Consider the following 23,360-nt stretch of genomic DNA (forward strand, 5'->3'; position numbering starts at 1 on the left):
GACCGTGGATCTAAAAAGAGTGCCGCCCGTATCGTGACGGGCGGCAAAGTGGCATTAAAAGAGATATTTTATGCCCAGCATTCCCTGGGTATCGCTGTAACCGTTGTCACCTAACTGCTGGGCGACGTTGCCCCACAGTTGCAGACGTGGATTAAGCTGACCTTCCACCCCGACTTTTAACTCGCCTGTGTTACGCGCGCCGATGATCTCATCGCTGATGCCATCCATCTTCACGCTGTAATTGCGGGAGTTATAAATCCAGTTGGCTTCCACGAAAGGCTGGAAGGAACGCGCTTTATGATCATCAATAGCATTATGACCCTGCAGGTACGCTTTCACCCCCAGACGCGTTTGCAGGTTGCCTTCGGTGCTGTCCTCAACCAGAGTGCCATTGTCTTCAGTATGATTATCTGCCTTCACATCCATCCACGTCAGTTGCATTTTAGGCTGCAACCAGTAGCTGGTGCGGGCATTTGCGCTTTCACCAAGACGGAAGGTATAACCCGCTTCAATGGCGGCGGTGATACCGTCAGAGTGATATTTTTCACTGGGCAGATACTCGCCGGAGACGGTGTTATCAAACCAGTTATAGAGCAACCAGCTATCAACATAAGTCCCTGTTTTATCTGCTTCGTTAGCGTACCAGGTGCCATACACGCCCACACTGTAGCCGTCGATTTGCCCGCGTGAGTTGTAGCCGGTCAGGCTGGAATGTGTGTGGCTCTTGCTGTTGGCATAGCCAGCCATCAGGCCGAGATGCCAGCGATCGAGTGCGTTACTGCTCCATTGCGCAAGATCGCCGCCAAGTTGCAGAACATAACGGTTGCTCTGAGTGCTCAGTTCATCCGAGCGATCTTTAAAACGATTGTGTCCACCAATGTTACGCATCCACAAGCTGGTCGCTTTCTGCTCACCGGTCAGCAGGTCGGTATATTGTGTTTCCCCCAGACGGTCATGCAGTCGGGTATTAAACAGCGTATTTGCCGCCTGAATATTGGCAAGATAGCTACCAATTTCCGGGCGATACAGATGTTTTCGTTCTGGTTGTGGGACAGATGGCGTAACAGGCGGCTCCGGTGTCACAGGGGGTTCTGGTGTTACAGGAGGCTCAGGATCTGGTTACGGGATGACGGGCAGTTCCGGTGGAGTATACGGTCCTGCGGGAATTTCACTGGTTAAAAACCAGTTCTGGTTGTCGCTTTTTACCACGTTGTAGTCATAGGGACCGGCAACAATACGACCTTCTTTACTGAAAACGCCCTCTGACAGGCCGTCAACCTCTACAATTTTTATCCCTTCCAGAGTATTCGCGCCCAGACCGCCCGCATTGTTGACCATGACGCGGGTACTACCGGAAGTATCACCTTTTACGATGAGTTTATCCGTTACGGAATTATCATCGCCTAATACAGTATGCATGACTAACAGGCCATCATTGGCGGTGTAGTTGCCGTTAATGGTCAGTGTGGTCGGCGTGAACTCGTGACCCTGTTCATACGAAGACAACGTTGTTGTTCCAGCCAGCGTCAGCGTTTTTAACGCCTGCGAATAACTGTTTAAATCGAGATGCCCATCGTTGTCGACAATATAATCGGAGTTGGGGCTGAAGGTATTTTCTTTACCTGCGCGTAGGCTGCCTTTGGTTATATAGGTATTACCGGCATAGTTATTCGAGCCGGATAATGTGGTTGTCCCGGAGCCGACCTGGTTAACCTGGCCGTTCCCCTGGATAGGTGAGGCCAGAACAAAATCGGCACTGGAGTGATTAAAGTTTACTACCGACGAGGAGGAAGCATCTGCGGCTCCCAAATGAATAAATGGCGTATTAATCGAACCTGCAGGCTGTTCAGCCTCACCTTGCGCACCACCAATATTTAAAATGCCTGTGGCGCCAGGGGCGAGAGTAACCCAGATAAACGAATTGGCATTGATTGTTGCACCGTTATTAACGGTAAGGATACCGGTAGTCGTAACCGGAACATCAGGGCTGAATCCACCAAGATAAACATATTCAGCATTCAATGTTGAATTTTTACCGTCAACCAGAACCTCGCCATAACTATTACGATTTTTTGATATATCATTGGCTGGATAAGCATATCCAATAGCTACCTGAGCTGAGGTAGTGAGTGTGCCGCCATTAGTTATACGTAAATTGCCGGTTCCCTGATCGCCAACAAGAGTAATGTTAGAGGAAACAGATGAGTTTTCCCCATCAATAACCATCAACCCCTTGGCATCACCATAATATTCACCAACCCTTAGTTCCTGCAGGCCACTTATCTTACTGCCTTCTAACACATATACGGTGCCGGAACCTTCATTTGTACCCAAAAACAATTTGGATGTAGGGGTATCAAACTGCCAGTTGGTATGGTTGGATAAAGTGAGGGAACCTTCAGCATTATTACCTACGGTAGCATTAGCAGTAATAAGTGAAATATTATCAATGAGTAGTGAGCCATTAGAGTTTTGGCCTACATTCAAAGAAGTAAAATGATTCCATCCAGGATCGTAACCTTCGGAGGCAATAACTTTTGCCTCTTCGCCATTATTAATGATAACAACGCTATTTGCATCTGTGGGTGGGGTTACGGCCAGGGATACGGGTGTAAATAATACTGTTGAAATTGCTATCGCCCGTGTCGATAAGCTTTTTTTTGCTGATTTCATATCACTCACTTTCATCCTTAAATTTAAATGGCGAGATGTTTTTTATTGCACTGTTTTCTTCCTGAAGCCTTGTAAGGCGCATACATGCAAGTTACTAAATAAGAATATATGTAATATTAGATGTAATAAATTTATTAAAGTGTTAGTTGTTCATTACATTGATTGGTTTTAGTGGTTTGTAAGTGGAGTTAATGCAGTTTTTTTATGTCGTTTAGAAAAAATACATCTAATAATCCTAAAGTTTATGTAAGTGAAATAACGAAAGGGTATGGAAATCACATTAATAGATGAGTGGTGGTTTTTTGTCCAGAAAAGTAATATAGCTTATGTGAATTTTATATTGGATTTTAGCGGAGGCAGGAATTTGAGATTTTTATGAAAATTAATTTAAGGAACACCAGCGATAATTGTCGTGAGCATTATTCAACAACAGGAGAAATGTGGCTGTTTTTTGAGAAAAATAGAAATATATCCTCTTTTTTTGTAGATTTTTCCTAACCGCTGAACTAATTATTAATCAACCCTGATGATGATTGATAGCTTTAGTGCATTGGCCTAATCACACATCATGGCCGGGTACGACGGTACCGTAAGAGAGGTCGGATATACGAATGAAACTAACTTCCGTTACACAGATGAAAAATAACTTGCACAACGGGAGGGGTTATATACGGCGTGCAAGGGAGCCATAGTCATTTCACCCATGAATAAGCTGAATTAACTTCATCATATTTATAGTAAAAATGACTGAATGCGAGCGCGATCACAAAGAACGTTGATCTAAAAAGAGTGCCACCCGCACGTGACGGGCGGCAAAGTGGCATTAAAAGAGATATTTCATGCCCAGCATTCCCTGGGTATCGCTGTAACCGTTGTCACCCAACTGCTGGGCGACGTTTCCCCACAGTTGCAGACGCGGATTAAGCTGACCTTCCACCCCAACTTTTAACTCGCCGATGTTACGCGTGCCGATGATTTCATCGCTGATGCCATCCATCTTCACGCTGTAATTGCGGGAGTTATAAATCCAGTTGGCTTCCACGAAAGGCTGGAAGGAACGCGCTTTATGATCATCAATAGCATTATGACCCTGCAGGTACGCTTTCACCCCCAGACGCGTTTGCAGGTTGCCTTCGGTGCTGTCCTCAACCAGAGTGCCATTGTCTTCAGTATGATTATCTGCCTTCACATCCATCCACGTCAGTTGCATTTTAGGCTGCAACCAGTAGCTGGTGCGGGCATCTGCGCTTTCGCCAAGACGGAAGGTATAACCCGCCTCAATGGCGGCAGTGATACCGTCAGAGTGATATTTTTCACTGGGCAGATACTCGCCGGAGACGGTGTTATCAAACCAGTTATAGAGCAACCAGCTATCAACATAAGTCCCTGTTTTATCTGCTTCGTTAGCGTACCAGGTGCCATACACCCCCACACTGTAGCCGTCGATTTGCCCACGAGAGCTGTACCCGGTCAGGCTGGAATGCGTGTGACTCTTGCTGTTGGCATAGCCAGCCATCAGGCCGAGATGCCAGCGATCGAGTGCGTTACTGCTCCATTGCGCAAGATCGCCGCCAAGTTGCAGAACATAACGGTTGCTCTGAGTGTTCAGTTCATCTGAGCGATCTTTAAAACGATTATGTCCACCAATGTTACGCATCCACAAGCTGGTCACTTTCTGCTCGCCGGTCAGCAGGTCGGTATATTGTGTTTCCCCCAGCCGGTCATGCAGTCGGGTATTAAACAGCGTATTTGCCGCCTGAATATTGGCAAGATAGCTACCAATTTCCGGGCGATACAGATGTTTTCGTTCTGGTTGTGGGACAGATGGCGTAACAGGCGGCTCCGGTGTCACAGGCGGTTCTGGTGTTACAGGAGGCTCAGGATCTGGTTCCGGGATGACGGGCAGTTCCGGTGGAGTATACGGTCCTGCGGGAATTTCACTGGTTAAAAACCAGTTCTGATTGTCGCTTTTTACCACGTTGTAGTCATAGGGACCGGCAACAATGCGACCTTCTTTACTGAAAACGCCCTCTGACAGGCCATCAACCTCTACAATTTTTATCCCTTCCAGAGTATTCGCGCCCAGACCGCCCGCATTGTTGACCATAATGCGGGTACTACCGGAAGTATCACCTTTTACGATGAGTTTATCCGTTACGGAATTATCATCGCCTAATACAGTATGCATGACTAACAGGCCATCATTGGCGGTGTAGTTGCCGTTAATGGTCAGTGTGGTCGGCGTGAACTCGTGACCCTGTTCATACGAAGACAACGTTGTTGTTCCAGCCAGCGTCAGCGTTTTTAACGCCTGCGAATAACTGTTTAAATCGAGATGCCCATCGTTGTCGACAATATAATCGGAGTTGGGGCTGAAGGTATTTTCTTTACCTGCGCGTAGGCTGCCTTTGGTTATATAGGTATTACCGGCATAGTTATTCGAGCCGGATAATGTGGTTGTCCCGGAGCCGACCTGGTTAACCTGGCCGTTCCCCTCAATAGCGGAGGCCAGGACAAAATCAGCGTTGGTGTGATTAAAGTTTACTACCGAAGAGGAAGAGGCATCCGCTGCGCCTAAATGAATAAATGGCGTATTAATCGAACCTGCAGGCTGTTCAGCCTCACCTTGCGCACCACCAATATTTAAAATGCCTGTGGCGCCAGGGGCGAGAGTAACCCAGATAAACGAATTGGCATTGATTGTTGCACCGTTATTAACGGTAAGGATACCGGTAGTCGTAACCGGAACATCAGGGCTAAATCCGCCAAGATAAATATATTCAGCATTCAATGTTGAATTTTTACCGTCAACCAGGATATTTCCATAACTATTAAGATTTTCTGATATACCATTGACTGGAGAAGCATAGCCTATATTTAGTTGAGCTAAGGAAGTGAATGTACCGCCATTAGTAATACGTAAATTGCCGGTTCCCTGATTGCCAACAGTAGTAATGTTAGAGGTAACTGACGAGTTTTCCCCATCAATAAACATCAATCCTTTGGCATCACCATAATAATCACCAATTTTTAGGTCTTGCAGGCCACTTATCTTACTGCCTTCTAACACATATACGGTGCCGGAACCATCATATGTCCCCAGCTCCATCCTGGGTGCAGTGAGATTAAACTGCCAGTCGGTATGGTTTAATAAAGTGATGGAACCTTCAGAATTTCTACCTATGGTAGAGTATCTGGTAATAATTAACATATTATCAAGGATAACGGAGCCATTAGAGTTTTCGCCCACCATCAAAAAACCAAATTGCTTCCATTTGGGATTGTAACCCTCTGAAGCAATGAGTTTCAATTCTTCATTATTATTGACGACAACTCTACTATTTAGATTTGAGGGAGGGTCAACGGCCAGAGATACTGGTGTGTATAGTATTGTTGAAATGGCTATAGCCAGGGTTGATAAAGCATGTTTTGTTAACTTCATATCACTCATATCACTCACTTTCATCCTTAAAATATAAATAGCGAGATGTGTTTTATTGCACTGATTTTCTTCCTGAAGACTTGTTGGGTGTAAGCATGCAAGTTGCCAAATAAGAATATCTGTAATATTAGATACAATAAATTTATTAAATTGTTAGTTGTTCATTGTATTGATAGGTTTTAGTGGTTTGTAAATGGTGTGAGTGAAGTTTTTTACTATTATCATTAAAAATAATAGTAAATCGTCTTAAGGTTAATAAGGAATAAAATAAATAATGCTTATAAAAATCAATCCAATAGATGGTTGGTTTTTTCTTGTTCAGAAAAATAATGTGGATAATGTAAGTTTTATATTGAATCTCTGGCAGGGTGAAAATATGAGATTTTCATGAAAAATAATTCAAATAACACCAGCGATACTTGCAGTGAAAGTTATTAACCAGTTGGACAAGAGTGGTTCGCATTAAGAACAATACAAATATATTCTCTTTTCCTATAGATTTTTCCTAACCGCTGAACTACTTATTAATCAACCCTGATGATGACTGTTAGCTTCAGGGCATTAGCCAATCACACATTATGGAGTTCACTTATGAAAACTGGAACTAAGCTCTTAGTTGGTGCGTTAGCTTTTGTTGTTACAAACGTCTATGCTGCTGAATTGATGACCAAAGCGGAATTTGAAAAGGTTGAATCGCAATATGAAAAAATAGGTGATATTTCAACAAGTAATGAAATGTCGACTGCAGATGCAAAAGAAGATTTGATCAAAAAAGCGGATGAAAAAGGTGCTGATGTGTTGGTACTGACCTCCGGTCAGACTGACAATAAGATCCACGGTACGGCAAATATCTATAAGAAGAAGTAATTCTGAAGCCCCTGTAAATATGCCCGATGCGCACGTCTATCGGTGAGCGTAATATATTGAAATTCATGGTTTTGTAGGCCGGATAAGGCGTTCACGCCGCATCCGGCAATTTAATTTTTCAGCCGCCGCCAGAACGTCGTCCGGCTGACGCCTAAATAATTCGCCGCTGCTGTTTTATTACCATTAAATTTATCCAGTGCCTGTTGGGGTGTCAGCAAAGGGGAGGCGGTAATTTTCGCCGACTCGTGGACTAATTCCGGCAGTAGCTGTTGCAAAAACTGCGGTGTTAAATCCGGCGTCGGTTCCACACTTAAAAATAGCGCCAGTCGCTCCATCATATTGCGTAGTTCACGAATATTTCCCGGCCACTCATAGTGCAATAAAACCACCTGGCAGGTATTTAACCCCTCGCGTAATGCAGCAGAAAACGGGGCGGAGAGCGCCGCCAGAGACGCTTTCAAAAAGCTTTCCGCCAGCGACAGAATATCCGCATCTCGCTCGCGCAATGGTGGCAATTGCAGACGCAGAATACTCAGTCGATAAAACAGATCACGGCGAAAATGTCCTTGCTGCATATCCTCTTCCAGATTGCAGTGGGTGGCGCTGATGACCCGCACATCCACCGGAATCGGTTGATGTCCGCCGACGCGAGTGACCTCTTTTTCTTCCAGAACCCGCAGCAGGCGAGTCTGCAAAGGAAGCGGCATTTCGCCAATCTCATCAAGAAACAGCGTGCCGCCGTGGGCGATTTCAAACAGCCCGGCGCGGCCTCCGCGTCGTGAGCCGGTAAACGCCCCTTCTTCATAGCCAAACAGCTCCGCTTCCAGCAATGATTCAGCAATCGCTCCGCAGTTCACGGCAACAAACGGATGCGACTTTTTGCCCTGTCGCGCATCGTAGCGGGTAAAGTATTCCCGATGAATCGCCTGAGCCGCCAGCTCTTTACCGGTTCCCGTTTCCCCCTCAATCAACACCGCCGCACTGGAGCGGGCATAGAGCAAAATGGTTTGCCGCACTTGTTCCATCTGTGGTGATTGACCAAGCATATCGCTCAGAACGTAACGAGTACGCAGGGCGTTGCGGGTAGTATCCTGGGCGTTATGCCGGAGAGACATGCGCGTCATATCCAGCGCATCGCTGAACGCCTGGCGCACGGTGGCAGCGGAATAGATAAAAATTCCGGTCATTCCGGCTTCTTCTGCCAGATCGGTAATCAGCCCGGCACCGACCACGGCTTCGGTGCCGTTAGCTTTTAGCTCGTTAATCTGCCCGCGTGCGTCTTCTTCGGTGATGTAGCTACGTTGATCAAGGCGCAAATTAAAGGTTTTTTGAAACGCGACCAGCGCCGGAATGGTTTCCTGATAGGTGACAACGCCGATAGAAGAGGTGAGTTTTCCGGCTTTTGCCAGTGCCTGTAACACATCGAATCCGCTGGGTTTGATCAGAATCACCGGCACCGACAGGCGGCTCTTCAGATACGCGCCGTTAGAGCCAGCGGCGATGATAGCGTCGCAGCGTTCGCTGGCCAGTTTCTTGCGGATGTAGGTCACCGCTTTTTCAAAGCCAAGCTGGATAGGCGTAATGTTCGCCAGGTGATCAAACTCAAGGCTGATATCGCGAAACAGTTCGAACAAGCGCGTCACTGATACCGTCCAAAAAACGGGTTTGTCGTCGTTCAGCCGTGGTGGATGTGCCATAGCACCCTAAAGAATTAAGAAACCGAATATTGGGTTTAGTCTTGTTTCATAATTGTTGCAATGAAACGCAGTGAAACATTGCCTGAAACGTTAACTGAAACGCATATTTGCGGATTAAATTAAGGATTTTAAATTAACTTATTGAAAATAAAAATTTAATTACATTCATGCAATTGTGGCACATCCCTTGCTTTGTGTTTATTAACGCAAATAACAAGTTGATAACAAAGGATGTGCTATGTCTCTACACTCTCCAGGTAAAGCTTTTCGCGCTGCACTCACTAAAGAAAATCCATTGCAGATTGTCGGCACCATCAACGCTAACCATGCGCTGCTGGCACAGCGTGCCGGGTATCAGGCGATTTATCTCTCCGGGGGCGGTGTGGCGGCAGGCTCGCTGGGGTTGCCCGATCTCGGTATTTCTACCCTTGATGATGTACTGACCGACATTCGCCGTATCACCGACGTTTGTTCGCTGCCGTTGCTGGTGGATGCTGATATTGGTTTTGGCTCTTCGGCCTTTAACGTCGCCCGCACCGTGAAATCGATGATCAAAGCAGGGGCGGCAGGCTTACATATTGAAGATCAAGTCGGCGCGAAACGCTGCGGTCATCGTCCGAACAAAGCGATCGTCTCAAAAGAAGAGATGGTGGATCGGATCCGCGCGGCGGTGGATGCGAAAACCGATCCTGATTTTGTGATCATGGCACGCACCGATGCGCTGGCGGTAGAGGGGCTGGATGCCGCGATCGAGCGTGCGCAGGCCTACGTTGAAGCCGGTGCCGAGATGTTGTTCCCGGAGGCGATTACCGAACTCGCCATGTACCGCCAGTTTGCCGATGCGGTGCAGGTGCCGATCCTCGCCAACATCACCGAATTTGGCGCAACGCCCCTGTTCACTACCGATGAATTACGCAGTGCCCATGTTGCAATGGCGCTGTACCCGCTTTCAGCGTTTCGCGCCATGAACCGCGCCGCTGAACATGTCTACAACGTCCTGCGTCAGGAAGGCACGCAGAAAAGCGTGATCGACACCATGCAGACCCGCAACGAGTTGTACGAAAGCATCAACTATTACCAGTACGAAGAGAAGCTCGACGACCTGTTTGCCCGTAACCAGGCGAAATAAAAAACGCCCGTTGGTTGTATTCGACAACCGATGCCTGATGCGCCGCTGACGCGACTTATCAGGCCTACGGGATGAACTGAACTGTAGGTCGGATAAGACGCATGGCGTCGCATCCGACAATAATCCCGACCCTACAAATGATAACAATGACGAGGACAACATGAGCGACACAACGATCCTGCAAAACAATACCCATGTCATTAAACCGAAAAAATCTGTGGCACTTTCCGGCGTTCCGGCGGGCAATACGGCGCTCAGCACCGTGGGTAAAAGCGGCAATGACCTGCATTACCGTGGCTACGATATTCTCGATCTGGCGGAACATTGCGAATTTGAAGAAGTGGCGCACCTGCTGATCCACGGCAAACTGCCGACCCGTGACGAACTCGCCGCTTACAAAACGAAACTAAAAGCCCTACGTGGCTTACCGGCTAACGTGCGTACTGTACTGGAGGCTTTACCTGCGGCGTCACATCCGATGGATGTCATGCGCACCGGCGTTTCCGCGCTCGGCTGCACGCTGCCGGAAAAAGAGGGGCACACCGTCTCTGGTGCGCGGGATATTGCCGACAAACTGTTGGCGTCACTTAGCTCGATTCTTCTCTATTGGTATCACTATAGCCACAACGGCGAACGCATCCAGCCGGAAACTGATGACGATTCCATCGGCGGTCACTTCCTGCATCTGCTGCATGGCGAAAAGCCATCGCAAAGCTGGGAAAAGGCGATGCATATTTCACTGGTGCTGTACGCCGAGCACGAGTTTAACGCCTCCACTTTTACCAGCCGGGTGATTGCGGGCACCGGCTCTGACATGTATTCAGCCATTATCGGCGCGATTGGCGCACTGCGCGGGCCGAAACACGGTGGGGCGAATGAAGTGTCGCTGGAGATCCAACAACGCTACGAAACGCCGGACGAAGCCGAAGCAGATATCCGCAAACGCGTGGAAAACAAAGAAGTGGTCATTGGTTTTGGGCATCCGGTTTATACCATCGCTGACCCGCGTCATCAGGTGATCAAACGCGTGGCGAAGCAGCTCTCGCAGGAAGGCGGCTCGCTGAAGATGTACCACATTGCCGATCGCCTGGAAACAGTGATGTGGGAGAGCAAAAAGATGTTCCCCAATCTCGACTGGTTCTCAGCCGTTTCCTACAACATGATGGGCGTTCCCACCGAGATGTTTACGCCACTGTTTGTTATCGCCCGCGTTACTGGCTGGGCGGCGCACATTATCGAACAACGTCAGGACAACAAAATTATCCGTCCTTCCGCCAATTATGTTGGCCCGGAAGACCGCCCGTTTGTCGCGCTGGATAAGCGGCAGTAAGAAGAACGGAGCAGGAGGTAACCGCGTGCACAATTTGCCCGTTAGGGTGAGGGGGAAGGTCAGCTCAGGTGCGAGCACAGACCCTCACCCCGGCCCTCTCCCTGGAAGGGAGAGGGGGAAAAACGCGCCCCATTTGACCGGGTGCACGAACAATTCCCTCGCCCCGGCTCACTCCCCGGAAGGGAGAGGGGGAAAAACGCGCCCCATTTGACCGGGTGCACGAACAATTCCCTCGCCCCGGCTCACTCCCCGGAAGGGAGAGGGGGAAAAACGCGCTCCATTTGACCGAGTGCACGGACAGTTCCCTCGCCCCGGCTCACTCCCCGGAAGGGAGAGGGGGAAAAACGCGCTCCATTTGACCGAGTGCACGGACAGTTCCCTCGCCCCTCCGGGGAGAGGGTTAGGGTGAGGGGAAAGGCCTGCTCAGAAGCAAACACTCACTCTCGATAACAGAGTAAAAAAATAATCACTTTAACTTTATAAAAAATCCGAAGGAAACGTACCCAATGTCAGCTCAAATCAACAACATCCGCCCGGAATTCGACCGCGAAATTATTGATATCGTCGATTACGTAATGAACTTCGAAATCAGCTCCAGAGTGGCCTACGACACCGCACATTACTGCCTGCTCGACACTCTCGGCTGCGGTCTGGAAGCTCTCGAATACCCGGCCTGTAAAAAACTGCTGGGGCCAATTGTCCCCGGCACCGTCGTACCTAACGGCGTGCGCGTCCCCGGAACTCAGTTCCAGCTCGACCCCGTCCAGGCGGCATTTAACATCGGCGCGATGATCCGTTGGCTCGATTTCAACGATACCTGGCTGGCGGCGGAGTGGGGCCATCCTTCCGACAACCTCGGCGGCATTCTGGCAACGGCGGACTGGCTTTCGCGCAACGCGGTCGCCAGCGGCAAAGCGCCGTTGACCATGAAACAGGTGCTGACCGCAATGATCAAAGCCCATGAAATTCAGGGCTGTATTGCACTGGAAAACTCCTTTAACCGCGTCGGCCTCGACCACGTTCTGTTAGTGAAAGTGGCTTCCACCGCCGTGGTCGCCGAAATGCTCGGCCTGACCCGCGAGGAAATCCTCAACGCCGTTTCGCTGGCGTGGGTAGACGGTCAGTCGCTGCGCACCTATCGCCATGCGCCGAACACCGGCACGCGCAAATCCTGGGCGGCGGGCGATGCCACTTCCCGCGCGGTACGTCTGGCACTGATGGCGAAAACCGGCGAAATGGGTTATCCGTCAGCCCTGACCGCGCCGGTGTGGGGCTTCTACGACGTCTCCTTTAAAGGCGAGTCGTTCCGTTTCCAGCGCCCGTATGGTTCCTACGTTATGGAAAATGTGCTGTTCAAAATCTCCTTCCCGGCGGAGTTCCACTCCCAGACGGCAGTTGAAGCGGCGATGACGCTCTATGAACAGATGCAGGCAGTAGGCAAAACGGCGGCGGATATCGAAAAAGTGACCATTCGCACCCACGAAGCCTGTATTCGCATCATCGACAAAAAAGGGCCGCTCAATAACCCGGCAGACCGCGATCACTGCATTCAGTACATGGTGGCGATCCCGCTGCTGTTCGGGCGCTTAACGGCGGCAGATTACGAAGATAACGTTGCGCAAGATAAACGCATCGATGCCCTGCGCGAGAAGATCAATTGCTTTGAAGATCCGGCATTTACCGCTGACTACCACGATCCGGAAAAACGCGCTATCGCCAATGCCATTACCCTTGAGTTCACCGACGGCACGCGCTTTGAAGAAGTGGTGGTGGAGTACCCAATTGGTCATGCTCGCCGCCGTCAGGATGGCATTCCGAAGCTGGTCGATAAATTCAAAATCAATCTCGCGCGCCAGTTCCCGACTCGCCAGCAGCAGCGCATTCTGGACGTTTCTCTCGACAGAACTCGCCTGGAACAGATGCCGGTCAATGAGTATCTCGACCTGTACGTCATTTAAGTAAACGGCGGTAAGGCGTAAGTTCAACAGGAGAGCATTATGTCTTTTAGCGAATTTTATCAGCGTTCGATTAACGAACCGGAGCAGTTCTGGGCTGAGCAGGCTCAGCGTATTGACTGGCAGACGCCCTTTACACAAACGCTCGATCACAGCAATCCGCCGTTTGCCCGTTGGTTTTGTGAAGGCCGAACCAACTTGTGCCACAACGCCATCGACCGCTGGCTGGAAAAACAGCCAGAGGCGCTGGCGCTGATTGCCGTCTCTTCGGAAACAGAAGAAGAGCGCACCTTTACCTTTCGCCAGCTTCATGACGAAGTAAACGCGGTGGCGTCAATGCTGCGCTCACTGGGTGTGCAGCGTGGCGATCGGGTGCTGGTGTATATGCCGATGATTGCCGAAGCGCATATTACCCTGCTGGCCTGTGCGCGCATTGGCGCTATTCACTCGGTAGTGTTTGGTGGTTTTGCCTCGCACAGCGTGGCGGCGCGGATTGATGACGCTAAACCGGTGTTGATTGTCTCGGCAGATGCCGGAGCGCGCGGCGGCAAAATCATTCCCTATAAAAAATTGCTCGACGATGCGATAAGCCAGGCGCAGCACCAGCCGCGCCACGTTTTGCTGGTGGATCGCGGGCTGGCGAAAATGGCGCGCGTCAGCGGGCGGGATGTCGATTTCGCGTCGTTGCGCCATCAGCACATCGGCGCGCGGGTGCCGGTGGCGTGGCTGGAATCCAACGAAACCTCCTGCATTCTCTACACCTCCGGCACGACCGGCAAACCTAAAGGCGTGCAGCGTGACGTCGGCGGTTATGCGGTGGCGCTGGCGACCTCGATGGAAACCATTTTTGGCGGCAAAGCGGGTGGCGTGTTCTTTTGCGCGTCGGATATCGGCTGGGTGGTAGGGCATTCGTATATCGTCTACGCGCCGCTGCTGGCGGGGATGGCGACCATTGTTTACGAAGGATTGCCGACCTGGCCTGACTGCGGCGTGTGGTGGAAAATCGTCGAGAAATATCAGGTGAGCCGGATGTTCTCAGCGCCGACCGCCATTCGCGTGCTGAAAAAATTCCCTACCGCTGAAATTCGCAAACACGATCTTTCGTCGCTGGAAGTGCTCTATCTGGCAGGAGAACCGCTGGACGAGCCGACAGCCAGTTGGGTGAGCAATACGCTGGATGTGCCGGTGATCGACAACTATTGGCAGACCGAATCCGGCTGGCCGATTATGGCGATTGCTCGCGGTCTGGACGACAGGCCGACGCGGCTGGGAAGCCCCGGCGTGCCGATGTATGGCTACAACGTGCAGTTGCTCAATGAAGTCACTGGCGAGCCGTGCGGCGTCAACGAGAAAGGGATGCTGGTGGTGGAAGGACCGTTACCACCGGGCTGTATTCAGACCATCTGGGGCGACGACGACCGCTTTGTGAAGACTTACTGGTCGCTGTTTTCCCGTCCGGTTTACGCCACGTTTGACTGGGGTATCCGCGACGCTGACGGTTATCACTTTATTCTCGGGCGTACCGACGATGTGATTAACGTTGCCGGGCATCGGCTGGGCACGCGCGAGATTGAAGAGAGTATTTCCAGTCATCCGGGCGTTGCCGAAGTAGCGGTGGTTGGGGTGAAAGATGCGCTGAAAGGGCAGGTGGCGGTGGCGTTTGTCATTCCGAAAGAGAGCGATAGTCTGGAAGACCGTGAGGTGGCGCACTCGCAAGAGAAGGCGATTATGGCGCTGGTGGACAGCCAGATTGGCAACTTTGGCCGCCCGGCGCACGTCTGGTTTGTCTCGCAATTGCCAAAAACGCGATCCGGAAAAATGCTGCGCCGCACGATCCAGGCGATTTGCGAAGGACGCGATCCGGGGGATCTGACGACCATTGATGATCCTTCATCGTTGGATCAGATCCGCCAGGCGATGGAAGAGTAAGGTATTGTCGGATGCGTCGCGCGCCGCATCCGACACCGTGCGCAGATGCCTGATGCGACGCTGACGCGTCTTATCATGCCTACCCACTGTTTTTACACTGATAAATTTTTCCCCATCTTTTTTTATTCATTCATATAAAAAATATATTTCCCCACGGAAACGATTGCTTTTTATTTTCAGATGAATAGAATGCGGCGGATTTTTTGGGTTTCAAACAGCAAAAAGGGGGAATTTCGTGTCGCAAGATAACAACTTTAGCCAGGGGCCAGTCCCGCAGTCGGCGCGGAAAGGGGTATTGGCATTGACGTTCGTCATGCTGGGATTAACCTTTTTTTCCGCCAGTATGTGGACCGGCGGCACTCTCGGAACCGGTCTTAGCTATCATGATTTCTTCCTCGCAGTCCTCATTGGTAATCTTCTCCTCGGTATTTACACTTCATTTCTTGGTTACATTGGCGCAAAAACCGGCCTGACCACCCATCTTCTTGCTCGCTTCTCGTTTGGTGTCAAAGGCTCATGGCTGCCTTCACTGCTGCTGGGGGGCACTCAGGTTGGCTGGTTTGGCGTCGGCGTGGCGATGTTTGCTATTCCGGTGGGCAAGGCAACCGGGCTGGATATCAATTTGCTGATTGCCGTCTCCGGTTTACTGATGACCGTTACCGTCTTCTTTGGCATTTCGGCGCTGACGGTTCTGTCTGTAATTGCGGTTCCGGCGATTGCCTGCCTGGGCGGTTATTCCGTGTGGCTGGCCGTTAACGGCATGGGCGGTCTGGATGCATTGAAAGCGGTCGTTCCCGCACAACCGTTAGATTTCAATGTCGCGCTGGCGCTGGTTGTCGGTTCATTTATCAGTGCGGGCACGCTCACCGCTGACTTTGTCCGGTTTGGTCGCAATGCCAAACTGGCGGTGCTGGTGGCGATGGTGGCCTTTTTCCTCGGCAACTCGTTGATGTTTATTTTCGGTGCGGCGGGCGCTGCGGCACTGGGGATGGCGGATATCTCTGATGTGATGATTGCTCAGGGTTTGCTGCTGCCTGCGATTGTGGTGCTGGGGCTGAATATCTGGACCACCAACGATAACGCGCTGTATGCGTCAGGTTTAGGTTTCGCCAACATTACCGGTATGTCGAGCAAAACCCTTTCGGTGATTAACGGTATTATCGGTACGGTCTGCGCACTATGGCTGTATAACAATTTTGTCGGCTGGTTGACCTTCCTTTCGGCAGCTATTCCTCCGGTAGGTGGCGTGATCATCGCCGACTATCTGATGAACCGTCGCCGCTATGAGCACTTTGCGACCACGCGTATGATGAGTGTCAATTGGGTGGCGATTCTGGCTGTCGCGCTGGGGATTGCCGCAGGCCACTGGTTACCGGGAATTGTTCCGGTCAACGCGGTATTAGGTGGCGCGCTGAGCTATCTGATCCTTAACCCGATTTTGAATCGCAAAACGACAGCTACAATGACGCATGTGGAGGCTAACAGTGTCGAATAACGCTTTACAGACCATTATTAACGCCCGCTTACCCGGCAAAGAGGGGCTGTGGCAGATTCATCTGCACGACGGAAAAATCAGCGCCATTGATGCACAATCCGGCGTGATGCCCGTAACAGAAAATAGCCTGGATGCCGAACAAGGTTTAGTTTTACCGCCGTTTGTGGAGCCGCATATTCATCTGGACACCACGCAAACCGCCGGGCAACCGAACTGGAATCAGTCCGGCACGCTGTTTGAAGGTATTGAACGTTGGGCCGAGCGCAAAGCGTTATTAACCCATGACGATGTGAAACAACGCGCATGGCAAACGCTGAAATGGCAGATTGCCAACGGTATTCAGCATGTGCGTACCCATGTCGATGTTTCGGATGCAACGCTGACCGCATTGAAAGCAATGCTGGAAGTGAAGCAGGAAGTCGCGCCGTGGATTGATCTGCAAATTGTCGCCTTCCCGCAGGAAGGGATTTTGTCGTATCCCAACGGTGAAACGTTGCTGGAAGAGGCGTTACGCTTAGGGGCTGACGTAGTGGGGGCGATTCCGCATTTTGAATTTACCCGTGAATACGGCGTGGAGTCGCTGCATAAAACCTTCGCCCTGGCGCAAAAATACGACTGTCTCATCGACGTTCACTGTGACGAGATTGATGATGAGCAGTCGCGTTTTGTCGAAACCGTTGCCGCCCTGGCGCACCGTGAAGGAATGGGCGCGCGAGTCACCGCCAGCCACACCACGGCAATGCACTCCTATAACGGGGCGTATACCTCGCGCCTGTTCCGCTTGCTGAAAATGTCCGGTATTAACTTTGTCGCTAACCCGTTGGTCAATATTCATCTGCAAGGGCGTTTCGATACGTATCCAAAACGTCGCGGCATCACGCGCGTTAAAGAGATGCTGGAGTCCGGCATTAACGTCTGCTTTGGTCACGATGATGTCTTCGATCCGTGGTATCCGCTGGGAACGGCGAATATGCTGCAAGTGCTGCATATGGGGCTGCATGTTTGCCAGCTGATGGGCTACGGGCAGATTAACGATGGCCTGAATTTAATCACCCACCACAGCGCCAGAACGTTGAATTTGCAGGATTACGGCATTGCCGCCGGAAACAGCGCCAACCTGATTATCCTGCCGGCTGAAAATGGGTTTGATGCGCTGCGCCGTCAGGTTCCGGTGCGTTATTCGGTTCGTGGCGGTAAGGTGATTGCCAGTACACAACCGGCACAAACCACCGTGTATCTGGAGCAGCCAGAAGCCATCGATTACAAACGGTGATCGGCTGGGCTGTGTGTTGACAAAGCGAGCGTAGTTTATGCCGGATGCGGCGTGAACGCCTTATCCGGCCTACGTAGAGCACTAAACTCGTAGGCCTGATAAGCGTAGCGCATCAGGCAATTCCAGCCACTGACCTGTGTCAGTGGCTACCGTGATTCATTCCCGCCAACAACCGCGCATTCCTCCAACGCCATGTGCAAAAATGCCTTCGCGGCGGCTGTCTGCCAGCTATTTTTCCGCCGCAACAAAACCGCCGTTCTCTCCAGTAGTGGCGGGGCAAGAGAAATAGCTTTAAGCCCGTCATGTTGTGTGGCAATCGCTGCTGGTAACAATGTGGAAAGGGAAGTGCGGCGAATCAGCTCCAGAACCGCGCTAATTGAGTTCGCCTCAATGACCACCTGTGGATGCAGCCCCGCTTTCTCGCAGTAGTGGTCAATTTGCTCTCTGGTGGCAAATTCCGCGCTGAGCAGCACCAGTTTTTCATCATGCAAGCGACTCAACGCCACCTGTTCACAGGCAGCCAGCGGATGATGTTGCGCCACGACTAACGCTAAACTTTCTGTCAGTAGAGGAATTGCCTCAAGCTCCGGCGAATGCACAGGCGCGAAGGCAATCCCAACGTCCAACTCGTCGCGGCAAAGCATATCTTCGATTTTCTCCTGCGACATTTCCTGTAGCTGGAGCGTGATGCCGGGGTAGCGCGCATAGAAATCCGCCATTAAAGGGCCGATAAAGTAGCTTGTAAAGGTGGGAGTGACGGCGATACGCAGCGATCCTCGCGTCAGATCGGCAACGTCATGAATCGCCCGTTTACCCGCTCCCAGTTCCTGTAATGCCCGGCTGGCGTACTGTCGCCAGACTTCCCCCGCATCGGTGAGACGAATCGTTCGCCCGCTACGGTCAAACAGCGGCACGCCTAAACTCTCCTCTAACTGGCGAATCTGCTGGGAAAGTGCAGGCTGGGAGACGTGTAACGCACTGGCGGCACGGGTGAAGCTGCCATGTTCAGCCACGGCAAGAAAATAATTGATATGTCGAGAGAGCATTCGCCAACCTATAAGTAAATCCAATAGAACTCATCATAAATGAGACTTTTACCTTATGACAATCGGCGAGTAGTCTGCCTCTCATTCCAGAGACAGACAGAGGATTAACGGTGAAAGAGATTATTGACGGATTTCTTAAATTCCAGCGCGAAGCATTTCCTGAGCGGGAAGCCTTGTTTAAACAGCTGGCGACACAACAAAGCCCGCGCACACTTTTTATTTCCTGCTCCGACAGCCGTCTGGTTCCTGAGCTTGTGACGCAACGTGAACCTGGCGATCTGTTCGTTATTCGCAACGCGGGCAATATTGTCCCTTCCTACGGGCCGGAACCCGGTGGCGTTTCTGCTTCGGTGGAGTATGCCGTCGCTGCGCTTCGGGTATCTGACATTGTGATTTGTGGTCATTCCAACTGTGGCGCCATGACCGCCATTGCCAGCTGTCAGTGCATGAACCATATGCCTGCCGTCTCCCACTGGCTGCGTTATGCCGATTCTGCCCGCGTCGTTAATGAGGTGCGCCCGCATCGCGATTTACCGTCCAAAGCTGCGGCGATGGTGCGTGAAAACGTCATTGCTCAGTTGGCTAATTTGCAAACGCATCCATCGGTGCGCCTGGCGCTCGAAGAGGGACGGATCGCGCTGCACGGCTGGGTCTACGACATTGAAAGCGGCAGTATCGCAGCCTTTGACGGCGCAACCCGCCAGTTCGTACCACTGGCAACCAATCCCGGCGTTTGTGCCATACCGCTACGCCAGCCAACCGCAGCGTAACCTTATTTTTAAACCATCAGGAGATTTACCATGATTCAGTCGCAAATTAACCGCAATATTCGTCTTGATCTTGCCGATGCCATTCTGCTCAGCAAAGCGAAAAAAGATCTCTCATTTGCCGAGCTTGCCGACGGCACCGGTCTGGCAGAAGCCTTCGTGACCGCTGCTTTGCTGGGGCAGCAGGCGCTTCCTGCCGACGCCGCCCGCCTGGTCGGGGCGAAGCTGGATCTCGACGAAGACGCCATTCTACTGTTGCAGATGATTCCACTGCGTGGCTGCATTGATGACCGTATTCCAACCGACCCAACGATGTATCGTTTCTATGAAATGTTGCAGGTGTACGGCACAACCCTGAAAGCGTTGGTTCATGAGAAGTTTGGCGATGGCATCATCAGCGCGATTAACTTCAAACTCGACGTCAAGAAGGTGGCGGATCCGGAAGGTGGCGAACGCGCGGTCATCACTTTAGATGGCAAATATCTGCCGACCAAACCGTTCTGACAGCCATGCGCGACCATCAAAAGACGTTCACGATGCTGCTGGTTCTGGTGCTGATTGGTCTTAATATGCGACCACTGCTCACCTCCGTCGGGCCACTGCTACCGCAATTGCGCCAGGCGAGCGGAATGAGCTTTAGCGTGGCTGCCCTGTTGACGGCTCTGCCGGTGGTCACCATGGGCGGGCTGGCGCTGGCCGGAAGCTGGCTTCATCAGCATGTCAGCGAACGTCGCAGCGTCGCCATTAGCCTGGTGCTGATTGCCGTCGGTGCATTGATGCGTGAGCTTTACCCTCAAAGTGTGCTGCTGCTTAGCAGCGCACTGCTCGGTGGGGTGGGGATCGGCATCATTCAGGCGGTGATGCCTCCGGTGATTAAACGGCGGTTTCAGCAGCGCACGCCACTGGTGATGGGGCTGTGGTCTGCGGCTCTGATGGGCGGCGGTGGACTTGGTGCCGCCCTGACGCCCTGGTTAGTTCAACACAGCGAGATTTGGTATCAAACACTCGCCTGGTGGGCGCTGCCTGCCGTTGTTGCGCTCTTTGCCTGGTGGTGGCAAAGCTCCCGCGAGGTCGCCTCTTCCCACAAGACAACAACCACTCCGGTTCGCGTAGTATTCACTCCCCGCGCGTGGACGCTGGGACTTTACTTCGGTCTGATTAACGGCGGTTACGCCAGCCTGATTGCCTGGTTACCCGCCTTCTATATTGAGATTGGCGCCAGCGCGCAGTACAGCGGTTCTTTGCTGGCGTTGATGACGCTTGGGCAAGCGGCGGGGGCGTTACTGATGCCTGCTATGGCTCGCCATCAGGATCGGCGCAAACTTTTGCTGTTGGCACTGGCGTTACAACTGGTGGGTTTCTGCGGCTTTATCTGGCTGCCGCTGCAATTGCCGGTATTGTGGGCGATGGTGTGTGGTTTAGGTCTGGGCGGCGCATTTCCGCTCTGTTTGCTGCTGGCGCTCGATCACTCTGCGCAACCGGGTATTGCTGGCAAGCTGGTGGCGTTTATGCAGGGGATCGGTTTTATTATCGCCGGGCTTGCTCCCTGGTTTTCTGGTGTGCTGCGTAGCATCAGTGGCAATTACCTGATGGACTGGGTGTTTCATGCGCTGTGCGTTGTTGGGTTGATGATCATAACCCTGCGCTTTGCACCGGCACGTTTTCCGCAGCTGTGGGTCAAAGAGGCATGAGGCGACGCCTGTTCCTGCGCTTTGTTCATGCCGGATGCGGCCAACGTAGATCACTGAATTTGTAGGCCTGATAAGCGAAGCGCATCAGGCAATTTTTATAATTTAAACTGACGATTCAACTTTGTAATCTTTGAAATAATACTGCTTATCCCGGTCGTTTATTTCGCGAATAACCCGACAGGGAACGCCCGCAGCTACGACGTTTGGTGGAATGTTTTTTGTGACGACGCTACCCGCGCCAATAACCGAATTATCCCCGATGGTGATGCCTGGATTAATGACCACATGACTCCCGATCCAGACATTATTGCCTATCGTTATCGGAAAAGAGTACATCTCTCCGTTTTTTCTTAATTCATGGTGTACCGGGTGCCCCGTAACGGAAAGAGTAACGTTGGGGGCAATCAGTACGTTATCACCGATCGTTACCGTGTAATCATCGACAATGGTTAAATTGAAATTTGCATAAAAATTGCGGCCTATATGGATGTTGGAACCGTAAGAGAAATAGACAGGCGGTTCTATCCAGGCATTTTCTCCTACTGTGGCAAACATTTCATTAATCAGGCTTTCCCTTTTTTCAACTTCCGCTGGATGCGAGTGATTAAACTCATACATTAACGTTTTCCCACGAAGTCTTTTTTCAGGTAAGCCTTCGCACATATCGGTAAATAGCTTTCCTGCTTTTATTCTTTCTGTCATCGACATGTTCATTGCGATCATTCCGTCCTGATATGTTGGTCGGATAAGGCGCTCGCGCCGCATCCGACATTGATTGCTTAAGCGACTTCATTCACCTGTCGACGCAGCAGAGAAAGCGGGCCGGGGCCGCTGAGCGTGAACACGGAAATTAAGGTGAAGCCCAGCGCCACCAGACCTAGCACCAGATACGCGCCCTGGAAACCGATGCTTTCATACATATTGCCCGCCAGTACAGACATAAAAATCATCGCCAGTTGCTTAAAGAAGCAGAAACAGACCAGATAAATCGTCGCTGAAAAACGCACTTCAAACTGGCTGGTAATATATTTAAAGCAGCCCACCAGCAGGAACGGGACTTCAAACATATGCAGCGTTTTTAGAATAACCACTTCCAGCGCCGAGGTGGCGAACGATGAGCCAATAATACGTACAGACATAATGGTGCCAGCCAGCAGCAAGGCGTTTTTCCCACCGATGCGATTAATGATCAGTGGCGCAAAGAACATAATCGAGGCGTTAAGTAATTCGCCCATTGTTGTGACATAGCCAAATACCCGCGTACCTTGCTCACCGGTGGCAAAGAACGAAGTAAAGAAATTAGCAAACTGTTGGTCAAAAACATCGTAGGTGCAGGAAACGCCAATAACATACAGTGACAAAAACCACAGCTTTGGCTGTCTGAACAGTTCCAGCGCCAGTTTAAGGCTAAATGCCGAATGGTTGGCACCTACGGCATTGGCAACCGTGGCGGAAGAAGGGGCATCTGTTTTGGCGAAAAAGAGCAATACAGCGAGGATGAGTGCACAGCCAGAACCCAGCCAGAAAACAAACTGGTTGTTGATGGTGAACATGATGCCGACAATCGAGGCACACAGCGCCCAGCCAACGCAGCCAAACATTCGCGCGCGACCAAATTCGAAATTACTGCGACGGCTGACCTTCTCGATAAATGCTTCTACTGCTGGCGCACCGGCGTTAAAACAAAAACCAAGATAAATACCGCCAACAACCGAACCCAATAAAATATTGTATTGTAACAGCGGGCCAAAGATAAAAATAAAGAATGGCGCAAACATCACTAACATGCCGGTAATAATCCATAGCAGATATTTGCGCAGCCCAAGTTTGTCAGAAAGCAAGCCAAACAGCGGTTGGAATAACAGAGAGAATAGAGAAATAGCGGCAAAAATAATACCCGTATCACTTTTGCTGATATGGTTGATGTCATGTAGCCAAATCGGGAAAAACGGGAGTAGGCTCCCATGATAAAAAAGTAAAAGAAAAAGAATAAGCCGAACATCCAAAAGTTTGTGTTTTTTAGATAGAACATAATGGATTTCCTTACGCGAAATACGGGCAGACAT

The 23,360-nt window shown here is 51.0% G+C and carries 15 protein-coding genes and 1 pseudogene; 10 read left to right on the forward strand and 6 right to left on the reverse strand.

Translation table 11 applies throughout. From position 1 onward, the window contains the following. Window positions 1-54 precede the first annotated feature (54 nt). Together RGV86_RS17900 and RGV86_RS17905 are read right to left on the reverse strand one after the other, a co-directional pair. Window positions 55-2,682: pseudogene (locus tag RGV86_RS17900) on the reverse strand (autotransporter outer membrane beta-barrel domain-containing protein). Between the two features lie 814 nt (window positions 2,683-3,496). Beyond that, a complete protein-coding gene (locus RGV86_RS17905; protein WP_137598254.1) occupies window positions 3,497-6,124 on the reverse strand; it encodes an autotransporter outer membrane beta-barrel domain-containing protein in 2,628 nt (875 codons plus the stop codon). Between the two features lie 582 nt (window positions 6,125-6,706). Here RGV86_RS17905 and yahO point away from each other — a divergent pair. Then, window positions 6,707-6,982 (forward strand): DUF1471 family periplasmic protein YahO, encoded by a 276-nt coding sequence (gene yahO / locus RGV86_RS17910; RefSeq protein ID WP_000848012.1) that lies wholly within the window; start codon window positions 6,707-6,709, stop codon window positions 6,980-6,982. 110 nt (window positions 6,983-7,092) lie between these two features. Here the strand turns inward: yahO and prpR are convergent, their stop codons facing one another. Then, the gene (prpR, locus tag RGV86_RS17915) at window positions 7,093-8,679 is read right to left on the reverse strand and encodes a propionate catabolism operon regulatory protein PrpR (RefSeq protein ID WP_085460438.1); all 1,587 of its coding nucleotides are present in this window, start codon (window positions 8,677-8,679) and stop codon (window positions 7,093-7,095) included. A gap of 238 nt (window positions 8,680-8,917) precedes the next feature. On the opposite strand from prpR, the gene prpB reads away from it, so the two are divergent. The 6 genes from prpB to codA all read left to right on the forward strand — a co-directional run bounded on the left by prpB (window position 8,918) and on the right by codA (window position 17,790). After that, complete coding sequence (gene prpB, locus RGV86_RS17920; RefSeq protein WP_000052203.1) at window positions 8,918-9,808, forward strand: methylisocitrate lyase; 891 nt, start codon at window positions 8,918-8,920, stop codon at window positions 9,806-9,808. A 160-nt stretch (window positions 9,809-9,968) separates the two neighbouring features. Further along, window positions 9,969-11,138 (forward strand): bifunctional 2-methylcitrate synthase/citrate synthase, encoded by a 1,170-nt coding sequence (gene prpC, locus RGV86_RS17925; protein WP_085460439.1) that lies wholly within the window; start codon window positions 9,969-9,971, stop codon window positions 11,136-11,138. Between the two features lie 506 nt (window positions 11,139-11,644). After that, window positions 11,645-13,096, forward strand: coding sequence for a 2-methylcitrate dehydratase (gene prpD / locus RGV86_RS17930; RefSeq protein ID WP_001275841.1), 1,452 nt, complete (start codon window positions 11,645-11,647; stop codon window positions 13,094-13,096). Between the two features lie 39 nt (window positions 13,097-13,135). After that, window positions 13,136-15,022 carry a propionate--CoA ligase gene (prpE, locus tag RGV86_RS17935; RefSeq protein WP_137326114.1) on the forward strand — a complete coding sequence of 629 codons (1,887 nt, stop codon included), beginning with the start codon at window positions 13,136-13,138 and terminating at the stop codon, window positions 15,020-15,022. A gap of 235 nt (window positions 15,023-15,257) precedes the next feature. Further along, complete coding sequence (codB, locus tag RGV86_RS17940; protein WP_085460440.1) at window positions 15,258-16,517, forward strand: cytosine permease; 1,260 nt, start codon at window positions 15,258-15,260, stop codon at window positions 16,515-16,517. Beyond that, window positions 16,507-17,790: a cytosine/isoguanine deaminase gene (codA, locus tag RGV86_RS17945; RefSeq protein WP_085460441.1), complete on the forward strand. Its 1,284-nt coding sequence runs from the start codon at window positions 16,507-16,509 to the stop codon at window positions 17,788-17,790. The genes codB and codA overlap by 11 nt, the downstream gene beginning before the upstream one ends. Window positions 17,791-17,936: 146 nt before the next feature. Here codA and cynR read toward each other — a convergent pair whose 3' ends face one another. Beyond that, on the reverse strand, window positions 17,937-18,836 hold the full coding sequence (gene cynR / locus RGV86_RS17950; RefSeq protein WP_085460442.1) for a transcriptional regulator CynR: 900 nt from the start codon (window positions 18,834-18,836) through the stop codon (window positions 17,937-17,939). A gap of 110 nt (window positions 18,837-18,946) precedes the next feature. On the opposite strand from cynR, the gene cynT reads away from it, so the two are divergent. From cynT to cynX, 3 genes are read left to right on the forward strand one after another with little or no spacing between them, the layout of a single operon-like run. Beyond that, window positions 18,947-19,606 (forward strand): carbonic anhydrase CynT, encoded by a 660-nt coding sequence (cynT, locus tag RGV86_RS17955; protein WP_000658635.1) that lies wholly within the window; start codon window positions 18,947-18,949, stop codon window positions 19,604-19,606. A gap of 30 nt (window positions 19,607-19,636) precedes the next feature. Next, window positions 19,637-20,107 carry a cyanase gene (gene cynS, locus RGV86_RS17960; RefSeq protein ID WP_000616250.1) on the forward strand — a complete coding sequence of 157 codons (471 nt, stop codon included), beginning with the start codon at window positions 19,637-19,639 and terminating at the stop codon, window positions 20,105-20,107. A gap of 5 nt (window positions 20,108-20,112) precedes the next feature. Continuing rightward, a complete protein-coding gene (gene cynX, locus RGV86_RS17965; RefSeq protein ID WP_038809064.1) occupies window positions 20,113-21,294 on the forward strand; it encodes a cyanate transporter CynX in 1,182 nt (393 codons plus the stop codon). 102 nt (window positions 21,295-21,396) lie between these two features. Here the strand turns inward: cynX and lacA are convergent, their stop codons facing one another. Continuing rightward, window positions 21,397-22,008, reverse strand: coding sequence for a galactoside O-acetyltransferase (gene lacA, locus RGV86_RS17970; RefSeq protein WP_085460755.1), 612 nt, complete (start codon window positions 22,006-22,008; stop codon window positions 21,397-21,399). A 65-nt stretch (window positions 22,009-22,073) separates the two neighbouring features. Next, the gene (lacY, locus tag RGV86_RS17975; protein WP_309508464.1) at window positions 22,074-23,360 is read right to left on the reverse strand and encodes a lactose permease; all 1,287 of its coding nucleotides are present in this window, start codon (window positions 23,358-23,360) and stop codon (window positions 22,074-22,076) included.

The sequence above is a fragment of the Escherichia ruysiae genome (genome assembly GCF_031323975.1).
Taxonomy (GTDB): Bacteria; Pseudomonadota; Gammaproteobacteria; order Enterobacterales; family Enterobacteriaceae; genus Escherichia; species Escherichia ruysiae.